Annotated in this window: 9 protein-coding genes; 1 reads left to right on the top strand and 8 read right to left on the bottom strand. The window is 63.2% G+C overall.

Features of this window, described 5'->3' with window-relative positions; genetic code table 11:
- Nucleotides 1-16: 16 nt before the first annotated feature.
- Nucleotides 17-325 (bottom strand): 30S ribosomal protein S10, encoded by a 309-nt coding sequence (rpsJ, locus tag ACWRN3_RS07540; RefSeq protein ID WP_003803825.1) that lies wholly within the window; start codon nucleotides 323-325, stop codon nucleotides 17-19.
- 396 nt (nucleotides 326-721) lie between these two features.
- Here rpsJ and ACWRN3_RS07545 point away from each other — a divergent pair, with 396 nt between their 5' ends.
- Nucleotides 722-2,158 (top strand): GH1 family beta-glucosidase, encoded by a 1,437-nt coding sequence (locus ACWRN3_RS07545; protein WP_476740263.1) that lies wholly within the window; start codon nucleotides 722-724, stop codon nucleotides 2,156-2,158.
- Nucleotides 2,159-2,182: 24 nt separating this feature from the next.
- Here ACWRN3_RS07545 and ACWRN3_RS07550 read toward each other — a convergent pair whose 3' ends face one another.
- The 7 genes from ACWRN3_RS07550 to ACWRN3_RS07580 form a co-directional block, all read right to left on the bottom strand.
- The gene (locus ACWRN3_RS07550) at nucleotides 2,183-3,433 is read right to left on the bottom strand and encodes an Nramp family divalent metal transporter (RefSeq protein WP_476740264.1); all 1,251 of its coding nucleotides are present in this window, start codon (nucleotides 3,431-3,433) and stop codon (nucleotides 2,183-2,185) included.
- A gap of 106 nt (nucleotides 3,434-3,539) precedes the next feature.
- Nucleotides 3,540-3,665, bottom strand: coding sequence for a hypothetical protein (locus ACWRN3_RS07555; protein WP_255172848.1), 126 nt, complete (start codon nucleotides 3,663-3,665; stop codon nucleotides 3,540-3,542).
- A gap of 162 nt (nucleotides 3,666-3,827) precedes the next feature.
- Nucleotides 3,828-5,018, bottom strand: coding sequence for an elongation factor Tu (tuf, locus tag ACWRN3_RS07560; protein ID WP_141159762.1), 1,191 nt, complete (start codon nucleotides 5,016-5,018; stop codon nucleotides 3,828-3,830).
- Nucleotides 5,019-5,273: 255 nt separating this feature from the next.
- Nucleotides 5,274-7,388 (bottom strand): elongation factor G, encoded by a 2,115-nt coding sequence (gene fusA, locus ACWRN3_RS07565; protein WP_324642644.1) that lies wholly within the window; start codon nucleotides 7,386-7,388, stop codon nucleotides 5,274-5,276.
- A 69-nt stretch (nucleotides 7,389-7,457) separates the two neighbouring features.
- A complete protein-coding gene (rpsG, locus tag ACWRN3_RS07570) occupies nucleotides 7,458-7,928 on the bottom strand; it encodes a 30S ribosomal protein S7 (protein WP_003803829.1) in 471 nt (156 codons plus the stop codon).
- 1 nt (nucleotide 7,929) lies between these two features.
- On the bottom strand, nucleotides 7,930-8,304 hold the full coding sequence (gene rpsL, locus ACWRN3_RS07575) for a 30S ribosomal protein S12 (protein ID WP_009358312.1): 375 nt from the start codon (nucleotides 8,302-8,304) through the stop codon (nucleotides 7,930-7,932).
- A 378-nt stretch (nucleotides 8,305-8,682) separates the two neighbouring features.
- Nucleotides 8,683-12,582, bottom strand: a complete 3,900-nt coding sequence (locus ACWRN3_RS07580; RefSeq protein WP_159631358.1) for a DNA-directed RNA polymerase subunit beta' — start codon at nucleotides 12,580-12,582, stop codon at nucleotides 8,683-8,685.
- Between the last annotated feature and the right edge of the window lie 125 nt (nucleotides 12,583-12,707).

Here is a 12,707-nt window from a genome sequence, read left to right on the forward strand (position 1 = left end):
GTCTCTCAGCACCTCCCTACAGCTTGATTTCGATGTTCACGTCAGCCGGCAGGTCGAGACGCATGAGCGAGTCAACAGCCTTCGGCGTGGGATCGATGATGTCGATAAGACGCTTGTGCGTGCGCATTTCAAAGTGCTCGCGGCTGTCCTTGTACTTGTGCGGAGAGCGGATAACGCAGTACACGTTCTTCTCCGTCGGCAGCGGCACGGGGCCAACTACCGTTGCGCCTGCGCGCGTGACCGTCTCAACGATCTTCCGTGCTGAAACGTCAATGACCTCGTGGTCGTATGACTTCAGCCGGATGCGGATTTTTTGTCCCGCCATGTCGCCTGACTCTCTTTCAGTCTGTGCTTCCCCGGTTTAGGGCTGCCCTGTTCACTTACTCGTTGTATGGCTGCCGAAGCATTTGAGGTCGTAACCACCATCCGCCGCACAAACTGAATCCGGATAAATCCGGGTTCCTCACCTTGCCGGCGCAACCGACCCCCGCGGTCGGGCGTGTCGCGCTGAACACGCATACAAATCCGCAATTCCATTGGGGTGGGTTATGTTTGGTCTTCAGCTTGGACCCTGCACCCGGCATTATCCGGATCGGGACGCGAAGAAGCGCTTGAACAACTCATCTAGTATGCCGGAAAAGCCTGGCAGATGCGAATTGGCTTCGCTTCGTCCCCCTCACGCCCCATTGCCGTGGAAAGGAACGGGCTGGATGATAGGGGCATGACCCTGGAAGGCACTGAATCGGTGACGGAACTGGCCGGGCGCGTGCCGCCGTCGTTTACCCTGGGCGTCGCAGCTGCGGCGTTCCAAATAGAAGGCGCACTGAAGGCGGGCGGCCGGGGACCGTCCGGGTGGGATGCCTTCGCAGAGAAGCCCGGCGCCATCATGGACGGGCACTCCCCCGCCGTGGCGTGCGACCACTACAACCGCCTGCCGGAGGATGTTGCGCTGCTCAAGCAGCTGGGCGTTGACTCCTACCGGTTCTCGCTTTCCTGGCCACGCATCCAGCCCGACGGCCGCGGCACTTTCAATGCCGAAGGCCTGGACTTCTACGACCGCCTGATCGACCAGCTCCTCGATGCCGGCATTTCCCCCATGGCCACCCTGTACCACTGGGACACCCCCTTGCCGCTGGAACACCGCGGCGGCTGGCTGAACCGGGACACAGCCGATAGGTTCGGTGACTACGCCCGGGCCGCCGGTGAGCGGTTCGGCGACCGAGTGGACCAATGGGTTACCCTCAACGAACCCGTCTCGGTCACCCTCAACGGCTACGCCCTGGGGGTGCACGCGCCGGGACGCAAATTGATGTTCGATGCCCTTCCCGCCATCCACCACCAGCTTCTGGCGCACGGGCTCGGCGTGCAGGCGCTGCGGGCGGCCGGAGTGGCCGGCGGTGTTGGCCTGACCAACCTGCACTCCCCCGTCAGGCCCGCCACACGGAACATCGGCGACCGGCTCGTCGCACACCTGTACGACCTCCTCATGAACAGGATCTACGCTGATCCCGTCCTGCTGGGCCGCTACCCCTCACTGCCCTTGTACGCCAAGCCGTGGCTGTGCTCCATCGGCAGGATCTCCGACGCCGACCTCAAGACCATCCACCAGCCCCTGGACTTCTACGGGCTCAACTACTACTTCCCGGTGAAGGTGGCCCTGGGACCGGGCATCACACCCATGCCCGCGGACATGCACAAGGAAGTGGCCAAGCTGCCCTTCCACGAAGTGGGGTATCCGGAATACGGCAGCACCGGCTTCGGGTGGCCGGTTGCCCCGGAGCACCTGGGGGTCCTGCTGCGGGAAATGCGGGACCGGTACGGGGAGGCCCTCCCGCCGCTGTACATCACCGAGGGCGGGGCCAGCTTTCCTGAACCCGACAGGGTTTCAGAGACGCTGGAGGACACGGACCGCGTGGAGTATCTGGCTGCGCATCTGGGGACGGCGCTTGAGGCCACGGCTCCCGGCGGCATGGCAGAGGGCGTTGACCTTCGCGGCTATTACGTGTGGACACTGATGGACAATTTCGAGTGGGCCGCCGGCTACTCGCAGCGTTTTGGCCTGGTGCACGTGGACTTCAATTCACTGGAGCGGACCCCCAAACGGTCCTTCTACTGGTACCAGGCGCTGTCCCGCGCCCGGGGCCACCGGCAGGAGTAGCCGGCGGGTGGCTGGCCGGTCACGTCAATGGACGCCCAGCACTGTGAGGAAAATCAGCACGCAGTTCAGGCCCACGATGAGCGTGGCGCTCGTCCAGCCCGCGATCCGAAGCAGTTTCGAGTCCGCGTGGTTGCCCATCACCTTGCGGCTGCCGGTGAGGCGGATCAGTGGAATCAGCGCGAACGGAATGCCGAAACTCAGGAGGACCTGGCTGAGGACCAGGGCCAGCGTAGGTTCAACGCCGGCGCCCAGGACCAGCAGAGCCGGGATCAGGGTGAGCGTGCGGCGGATCAGCAGCGGAATCCTGACCTTGAGCAGGCCGCCCATGATCGTGGCCCCCGCGTAGCACCCCACCGACGTGGATGCCAGGCCCGAGGCCAGGAGGCCTATGGCGAATGCGACGCCGATGACGGGGCCCAGTGCCGACGTCACGGCTGCGTGCGCACCGGCGATGGTGTCCGTCCCCTCAACTCCGCGAAGGCTGGTGGCGGCCAGCAGGAGCATGGCGATATTGACGATTCCGGCAAGCAGCAGGGCACCGGCGACATCCACGCGGGTGGCGCGGATCAACCGCGTCCTGACCGCCGGATCCTCTGAGAAGCCGTGGCGGTCCCTGGCCAGGGCCGAGTGCAGGTAGATCGCGTGCGGCATGACAGTCGCCCCGAGCATGCTGGCGGCAAGCAGGACGGTGTCGGTTCCCTCGAAGCGTGGCACAAGGCCGGCGAGGGCACCACCGGCATCCGGCGGCGCGACGAACAGGCCTGAAACAAACCCGACGGCGATGACGCCAAGCAGGGTCAGGATGGCAAGCTCAAAGGACTTCTGGCTCCGGTTTGACTGCAGTGCCAGCAGCAGCATGGACGCCAGGCCGATGATGAACCCGCCCGTCAGCAGGGGCAGGCCGAACAGAAGGTTGAGCGCGACGGCGCCGCCAATGACTTCCGCCATATCCGTTGCCCCGGCAACGATCTCAGCCTGCACCCAGTAGGCGCGGCGCCGGCCGGTTCCCAGGCGTTTGCCGAGGATTTCCGGCAGGCTCATTCCGGTGGCCAGACCCAGCTTGGCTGACTGGTACTGGATCAGCACCGCCATGGCATTCGCTGCCACCAGAACCCACACGAGCAGGTACCCGAAGTTAGCGCCGGCGGTCAGGTTGGCCGCCACGTTCCCCGGGTCCACGTACGCGATGGCGGCCACGAACGCGGGCCCGAGCAGCAGGAGGCGGGACCACACTCTGGTGGTGGCGGATTCCGCGGCCAATGTTAAAACAGCCATCACGTGTCCTCGTCGTTGCGGGCGTCAATAAGACGAGGATACCGCGAATTTAGGTATACCGAAAAGTAGGAATAAGGGGCACCAGCGAAGGAGCCTGCAACTCCTCCTACTGGTTCTTGTTTGCCCTGTTGATCCGCTTGGCCCGGTCAATCTCGTGCCGGAAATTCCTTTTGACCCAGAACACCCCGCCCACGACGGCCACCGCGACGATCAGGAAAATAAGCCAGCCCATGATGATCTCCTTTCAGTGCTGCAACAGTATCAGTGGCCACTCCCCCAGCACCCGCAGGGTCCTGCCGAAAGGGCAAAAGAAAGCCCCGCTGCTTGGAGCAGCGGGGCTTTCTTTGTGGATTCAGCGCGGGCCGGAGCCCGGCGGATCCTTGATCAGCAAGTACTACTTGATGATCTTGGTGACGCGTCCCGAACCAACGGTGCGGCCGCCTTCGCGGATAGCGAAGCCGAGGCCCTCTTCCATAGCGATGGGCTGGATGAGCGCAACGGTCATCTCAGTGTTGTCGCCAGGCATAACCATTTCCGTGCCCTCGGGCAGGGTGATAACGCCGGTTACGTCCGTGGTACGGAAGTAGAACTGCGGGCGGTAGTTGGAGTAGAACGGGTTGTGACGTCCGCCTTCGTCCTTGGAGAGGATGTAGACGTTAGCCTCGAAGTCGGTGTGCGGGGTGATGGAACCCGGCTTGACGACAACCTGGCCACGCTCGACATCGTCGCGCTTCAGACCGCGGAGCAGCAGGCCACAGTTCTCGCCGGCCCATGCTTCGTCGAGCTGCTTGTGGAACATCTCGATACCGGTAACCGTGGTCTTCTGGACCGGGCGGATGCCGACGATCTCGACCTCGGAGTTGATGGCGAGGGTTCCACGCTCGGCGCGGCCCGTAACAACGGTGCCACGGCCGGTGATGGTGAAGACGTCTTCGATCGGCATCAGGAACGGCTTGTCACGGTCACGTACGGGGTCCGGAACGGACTCGTCGACCGCAGCCATCAGGTCCTCAACGGACTTGACCCACTCGGGGTCGCCTTCCAGGGCCTTCAGGCCTGAAACGCGGACAACCGGAGCGTTGTCGCCATCGAAGCCCTGCGAGCTGAGGAGCTCACGAACTTCCATTTCGACGAGGTCGAGGAGTTCCTCGTCATCGACCATGTCAGCCTTGTTCAGTGCGACCAGCAGGTAGGGAACACCAACCTGGCGGGCCAGCAGAACGTGCTCGCGGGTCTGAGCCATCGGGCCGTCGGTAGCGGCAACCACGAGGATTGCGCCGTCCATCTGGGCAGCACCGGTGATCATGTTCTTGATGTAGTCAGCGTGGCCGGGGGCGTCAACGTGTGCGTAGTGACGCTTCTCGGTCTGGTACTCCACGTGGGAGATGTTGATGGTAATACCGCGCTGACGCTCTTCGGGTGCAGAGTCGATCGACGCGAAGTCACGCTTCTCGTTGAGATCCGGGTACTTGTCGTACAGCACCTTGGAAATGGCGGCCGTCAGCGTCGTCTTACCGTGGTCAACGTGACCAATGGTGCCGATGTTGACGTGCGGCTTAGTCCGCTCGAACTTTGCCTTTGCCACAGGTTCCTCCTAGAACGTTTTCAAATAGCTTGCCCTCCAGCCGCGCTTATCGCGGTAGAACTCAGGCAAGTCTACTTGGGGGGCTTTGGATTGGTGAAATTGCAGATTCAGGAACTAATACTAATCCCCTGAGCCTGTTCGTGCAGGGGCCGGAATCCGGCCGGATGACTCCGGCCGGCCCGGCCACCTGCACCGGCCACGCTGTCCGCTGGCAGACAGCGCCACCGAGGTGTTCGCTTCGAAAGTCCGGAAGGACTACTCGCCGCGGGACTTCTGGATGATCTCGTCGGCAACTGCCTTCGGGACCTCGGCGTAGCTGTTGAAAGTCATGGAGTACACAGCGCGGCCCTGGGTCTTCGAGCGCAGGTCACCGATGTAGCCGAACATGCCGGACAGCGGAACGTGCGCACGGATGACCTTGACGCCCTGTGCATCTTCCATGGACTGCATCTGGCCACGGCGGGAGTTGAGGTCACCGATAACTTCACCCATGTATTCCTCAGGGGTGCGGACCTCGACATCCATCAGCGGTTCGAGCAGAACCGGGTTCGCCTTGCGTGCAGCTTCCTTGAAAGCCATACGGCCGGCGATCTTGAACGCCATTTCCGAGGAGTCAACATCGTGGTACGCGCCGTCGATCAGCGTGGCCTTGATGCCAACAACCGGGTAGCCGGCCAGGACGCCGTCGTTCAGTGCGTCCTGGATGCCCGCGTCAACAGACGGGATGTACTCGCGGGGAACGCGGCCACCAGTGACCTTGTTCTCGAACTCGTACAGCTCACCCTCGGCGGTGTCCAGCGGCTCGATGGCAATCTGGATCTTTGCGAACTGACCCGAACCACCGGTCTGCTTCTTGTGCGTGTAGTCGTGGCGTTCGACGGCGCGCTTGATGGTTTCGCGGTAAGCAACCTGGGGCTTGCCCACGTTGGCCTCAACCTTGAACTCGCGGCGCATGCGGTCCACCAGGATGTCCAGGTGGAGCTCGCCCATGCCGGCGATGATGGTCTGGCCGGTGTCTTCGTTGAGGGACACCTGGAAGGTGGGGTCCTCAGCGGAGAGCTTCTGGATGGCCGTGGAGAGCTTCTCCTGGTCACCCTTGGTGTTCGGCTCGATGGCAACCGAGATCACGGGCTCCGGGAAGCTCATGGACTCGAGCACAATCTGGTTGCTGGCATCGCACAGGGTGTCACCGGTGGTGGTGTCCTTCAGGCCGATGGCTGCGTAGATGTGGCCGGCGGTAGCGCCCTCAACGGGCATTTCCTTGTTGGCGTGCATCTGGAACAGCTTGCCGATGCGCTCCTTCTTGCCCTTGGTGGAGTTGACTACCTGGGCGCCTGCTTCCACGTGACCGGAGTACACGCGGATGAAGGTGAGCTGGCCGAAGAAGGGGTGGGCCGCAATCTTGAACGCCAGGGCCGAGAACGGCTCTTCAGCGGAAGGCTTGCGGGTCAGTTCCTTCTCTTCGTCGCGAGGGTCGTGGCCGACCATCGGGGGGACGTCAAGCGGGTTCGGCAGGTAGTCCACAACCGCGTCGAGCATGGGCTGAACGCCGCGGTTCTTGAACGCGGAGCCGCAGAAGATCGGGTAGAGCTCGGAGTTGATGGTCATCTTGCGGATGCCGGCCTTGAGCTCGTCAATCGAGATCTCTTCACCCTCGAGGTACTTCTCCATGAGTTCCTCGGAGGACTCGGCGACGGTCTCAACGAGGTTCGCGCGGTACTCCTCGGCCTTTTCCTGGAGGTCAGCCGGGATCTCGCGGATCTCGTACTTGGCACCCATGGTCACGTCGCCCTTGGCGTCGCCGGGCCACACCAGTGCACGCATGTAGAGCAGGTCCACGACGCCGATGAAGTCGTTCTCAGCGCCGATGGGCAGCTGCATGACCAGCGGCTTGGCACCGAGGCGGCTGATGATGGTGTCTACGGTGAAGTAGAAATCAGCACCGAGCTTGTCCATCTTGTTGACGAAGCAGATACGCGGAACGTTGTACTTGTCCGCCTGGCGCCAAACAGTCTCGGACTGCGGCTCAACGCCTTCCTTGCCATCGAAGACGGCAACTGCACCGTCGAGGACGCGCAGGGAGCGCTCCACCTCAACCGTGAAGTCCACGTGGCCGGGAGTGTCGATGATGTTGATCTGGTTGTTTTCCCAGAAGCAGGTCACGGCGGCAGACGTGATGGTGATGCCGCGTTCCTTTTCCTGTTCCATCCAGTCGGTGGTCGAAGCGCCGTCGTGCGTTTCGCCGATCTTGTGGTTCACACCCGTGTAGAACAGGATGCGCTCGGTGGTGGTGGTCTTGCCGGCATCGATGTGGGCCATGATGCCGATGTTGCGGACCTTACTAAGGTCGGTAAGCACGTCCTGTGCCACGGGGTCTCCTTTTGGGATGGACTACACGTTCGCCGCCGGCTCGGTTGAGCCGGCGGCGCCCGGGGAGTATTACCAGCGGTAGTGTGCGAAGGCCTTGTTGGACTCGGCCATCTTGTGGGTGTCTTCGCGACGCTTCACAGCGGCACCGAGACCGTTCGACGCGTCCAGGATTTCGTTCTGGAGGCGCTCGGTCATCGTCTTCTCGCGGCGGGCCTTGGAGTAGCCAACCAGCCACCGCAGGGCAAGTGCGGTGGAGCGTCCCGGCTTGACCTCAACCGGAACCTGGTAGGTGGCGCCACCGACACGGCGGGAGCGGACCTCGAGGGAAGGCTTGACGTTGTCCATGGCCTTCTTCAGGGCTGCAACGGGGTCGCCGCCGGACTTGGCGCGTGCGCCTTCGAGTGCACCGTAGACGATGCGCTCCGCCGTGGACTTCTTGCCGTCAACGAGTACCTTGTTGATGAGCTGGGTTACCAGCGGGGAACCGTATACCGGATCCGAAACGAGCGGCCGCTTGGGGGCCGGACCCTTGCGAGGCATATTACTTCTTCTCCATCTTTGCGCCGTAGCGGCTGCGGGCCTGCTTACGGTTCTTCACACCCTGGGTATCGAGGGCGCCACGGACGATCTTGTAGCGGACACCCGGGAGGTCCTTAACACGACCACCGCGAACGAGCACAATGGAGTGCTCCTGCAGGTTGTGGCCGACACCGGGGATGTAGGCGGTAACTTCCACGCCGCCGTTGAGGCGCACACGTGCCACCTTACGGAGAGCCGAGTTCGGCTTCTTCGGGGTGGTGGTGTAGACGCGGGTGCAAACACCGCGGCGCATGGGGCTGCCCTTAAGCGCGGGAGCCTTGGTCTTTGAGACCTTAGGCGTGCGGCCCTTACGGACCAGCTGGTTAATCGTAGGCACTCTCGTGTTCTCCGTTTTATCCGGAGTGGCTGTTTCCGGCCACTCTCCTGTTGCGTTGCCCCGCCGCCCGGGCCCTGAAGGGAATCTCCATGGGGGCGAAGGCGAAGCCTTAATAGTCGGATCGCACACCGGCACGAAACGTACATTCCTGCAGTTCCCTAGGCATGCAAAAATGTGGCATACGTTGCACAAGAACCCTGCAAACCGGAAACGTCGCTCTGGTCCAGCTTCTCAGCTGATACCGGCGCACTCATCCACTGCCACAATAACAATTGGTAACAAGTCTAGCATGGACGGGCTCCATGCCTTAATCGGCGGGTTAAACGGGGATGGTCCCCCACTTTTCCGTGCGGGACCATCCGTCGTCAAGCTTCCGGATCAGCGGAAGTCGTTGCCCAGGTCGTAGTCATCCAGCGGGATGGCGTGGAACTCGGGAGCTCCGTCACCGCCCAGGGTGTCGTACGAGAAGTCACTGAATGCGCTGGGGCCGGTGAACAGGTTGGCCTTTGCTTCCTCAGTGGGCTCCACGGTGACCTCGGTGTAGCGCGGGAGACCCGTGCCGGCCGGGATCAGCTTACCGATGATGACGTTTTCCTTCAGGCCGAGCAGCGGATCGCTCTTGCCTTCCATGGCCGCCTGCGTCAGGACGCGGGTGGTCTCCTGGAAGGAAGCTGCCGACAGCCAGGACTCGGTGGCCAGCGACGCCTTGGTGATGCCCATGAGTTCAGGACGTCCGGAAGCCGGAGTCTTGCCCTCGGACACAACGCGGCGGTTGGCGTCCTCGAAGCGGCTGCGCTCGGCGAGCTCGCCGGGCAGCAGGTCCGATTCGCCGGACTCGATGACCGTGACGCGGCGCAGCATCTGGCGGACGATAACCTCGACGTGCTTGTCGTGGATACCAATGCCCTGGCTGCGGTACACGCCCTGCACTTCGTCCACGAGGAACTTCTGTGCCGCACGCGGGCCCATGATGCGCAGGACCTGCTTGGGGTCGACCGGGCCGTTGATCAGCTTCTGGCCAACGGAGACGTGGTCGCCGTCTTCGATCAGCAGGCGTGAACGGCGGAGGACCGGGTAGGCGATCTCTTCCGTTCCGTCATCCGGGGTGATGACCAGGCGCATCTGGCGCTCGGACTCTTCGATGGTGATGCGGCCGGCTGCTTCAGCAATCGGGGCAACACCCTTCGGAGTACGGGCTTCGAAGAGCTCCTGGATACGGGGCAGACCCTGGGTGATGTCGTCGCCACCACCGGCGGAAACAGCACCACCGGTGTGGAACGTACGCATGGTCAGCTGGGTACCGGGCTCACCGATGGACTGTGCGGCGATAATGCCCACGGCCTCGCCGATGTCCACGGTCTTGCCGGTGGCCAGCGAGCGGCCGTAGCACAGGGCGCAGGTGCCGACGCTGGACTCACAGGTGAGTACGGAGCGGACCTTGACCTCGGTGATGCCCGCCTTGAAGAGCTCGTCGATCACAACGTCGCCGCAGTCGGTGCCGGCGGCTGCGAGGACGTTGCCCTCGGAGTCCACGACGTCGACAGCCAGCGTACGTGCGTAGGCGCTGTTCTCGACGTTCTCGTCCAGGACCAGCTCACCGTTGGAATCGGCGACGGCGATGGGCGTGACCAGGCCACGCTCGGTGCCGCAGTCCTCTTCGCGGACGATGACGTCCTGCGAGACGTCCACCAGTCGACGGGTCAGGTAACCCGAGTTGGCGGTACGCAGTGCGGTATCGGCCAGGCCCTTACGGGCACCGTGCGTGGCGATGAAGTATTCCAGCACCGACAGGCCCTCGCGGTAGGAGGACTTGATGGGGCGCGGGATGATCTCACCCTTCGGGTTGGCCACCAGGCCACGGATACCCGCGATCTGGCGGACCTGCATCCAGTTACCACGGGCACCGGAGGACACCATGCGGTTGATGGTGTTCATCGGGGACAGGCTCTCACGCATCACCGAGGCGATGTCGTTGGTTGCCTTGTTCCAGATCTCGATCAGTTCCTGGCGGCGCTCGTCGTCGTCGATCAGGCCCTTGTCGTACTGGCCCTGGATCTTGGCGGCGCGCTCCTCGTACCCTGCAAGGATTTCCGGCTTGGCAGCGGGAACCTCGATGTCGGAGATGGCGACGGTGACGCCCGAACGGGTGGCCCAGTAGAAACCGGCATCCTTCAGGTTGTCCAGCGTTGCCGCGGTGACGACCTTGGGGTAGCGCTCGGCGAGGTCGTTGACGATCCGGGACAGTTCGCCCTTGTCGGCAACGGCTTCAACCCACGGGTAGTCCTCGGGCAGGGTCTGGTTGAACACAACCTGGCCCAGGGAGGTCTGGACGAGCGCCGGCTGACCGGGCTCCCAGCCTTCCGGGGCTTCCCAGCCGGCGTAGGGAACGAATCCTTCGAGCCGGATCTTGACCTGCGAGTTCAGGTGCAGCTCGCGTGCATCGAAGGCCATGATGGCTTCCGATACGGAGGAGAAGATCCTGCCTTCGCCGGCCGAGCCCTTGCGCTTGGTGGTCAGGTGGTACAGGCCGATGATCATATCCTGCGAAGGCAGGGTGACCGGGCGTCCGTCAGAGGGCTTCAGGATGTTGTTCGAGGACAGCATCAGGATGCGGGCCTCAGCCTGCGCCTCGGGGCTCAGCGGCAGGTGGACTGCCATCTGGTCGCCGTCGAAGTCGGCGTTGAACGCGCCACAAACCAGCGGGTGCAGCTGGATTGCCTTGCCTTCAACAAGCTGCGGCTCGAACGCCTGGATGCCCAGGCGGTGCAGGGTAGGTGCACGGTTGAGCAGCACCGGGTGTTCGGTGATGATCTCTTCGAGCACGTCCCAGACCTGCGGGCGGTAGCGCTCCACCATCCGCTTTGCCGACTTGATGTTCTGGGCGTGGTTGAGGTCAACCAGGCGCTTCATCACGAACGGCTTGAAGAGCTCCAGGGCCATCTGCTTGGGCAGGCCGCACTGGTGCAGCTTCAGCTGCGGGCCGACGACGATGACCGAACGGCCCGAGTAGTCGACGCGCTTGCCGAGGAGGTTCTGGCGGAAACGGCCCTGCTTGCCCTTGAGCATGTCGCTCAGGGACTTCAGCGGACGGTTGCCAGGTCCGGTGACCGGGCGGCCGCGGCGGCCGTTGTCGAAGAGGCTGTCAACAGCTTCCTGAAGCATGCGCTTCTCGTTGTTGACGATGATCTCCGGAGCACCCAGGTCAAGCAGGCGCTTGAGGCGGTTGTTGCGGTTGATCACGCGGCGGTACAGGTCGTTGAGGTCGGAGGTCGCGAAGCGGCCACCGTCCAGCTGGACCATGGGGCGCAGTTCCGGCGGGATCACCGGGACGGCGTCGAGGACCATGCCGAGCGGGCTGTTGTTGGTGGTCAGGAATGCGTTGACCACCTTGAGCCGCTTGAGGGCGCGGGTCTTGCGCTGGCCCTTGCCGTTGGCGATAACGTCGCGCAGCAGGTCGGACTCGGCCTGCATGTCGAAGTTCTCGAGGCGCTTCTTGATCGCCTCGGCACCCATGGAGCCTTCGAAGTACATGCCGTAGCGGTCGCGCAGTTCGCGGTACAGGCCTTCGTCACCTTCGAGGTCGGCGACCTTCAGGTTCTTGAAGCGGTCCCAGACCTGCTCGAGGCGCTCGATGTCGGCGTCGGCACGCTTGCGCACGTTGGCCATCTGGCGGTCGGCGGAGTCGCGGGCCTTCTTCTTGTCGGCAGCCTTGGCGCCTTCGCCCTCAAGGCGTGCAATTTCGCCTTCAAGGTCGCGGGCGATCGCGGCGATGTCGGCGTCGCGGTTGTCGATCAGCTGCTTCTTCTCGATGTCGTGCTCAACCTGCAGGTTGGGCAGTTCCTCGTGGCGGGCAGCCTCGTCGACGCTGGTGATCATGTAGGCAGCGAAGTAGATGACCTTTTCGAGGTCCTTCGGCGCCAGGTCAAGGAGGTAGCCCAGGCGGGACGGAACACCCTTGAAGTACCAGATGTGGGTAACGGGGGCGGCCAGTTCGATGTGGCCCATGCGCTCACGGCGGACCTTGGCGCGGGTGACTTCAACGCCACAGCGCTCACAGATGATGCCCTTGAAGCGCACGCGCTTGTACTTGCCGCAGTAGCATTCCCAGTCCCGGGACGGGCCGAAGATCTTCTCGCAGAAGAGGCCGTCCTTCTCGGGTTTGAGCGTGCGGTAGTTGATGGTTTCCGGCTTCTTAACCTCGCCGTACGACCAGCCGCGGATGTCTTCCGCGGTGGCGAGGCCGATCTGCATGAGGCCGAAGGAGGATTCGCTGGACATATGGTCCCTGTTCTCTCTTGTTCTCTAAATTCTGAAGTCTTGGTGCGGGATGAGGGAGGTGGGGTGGGGGGGGGGGGGGGGGCCCCCCCCCCCGCCCCCCCCCCCGCCCACCAGACGACTCGGGA

The sequence above is a fragment of the Pseudarthrobacter sp. rb genome (genome assembly GCF_056389225.1).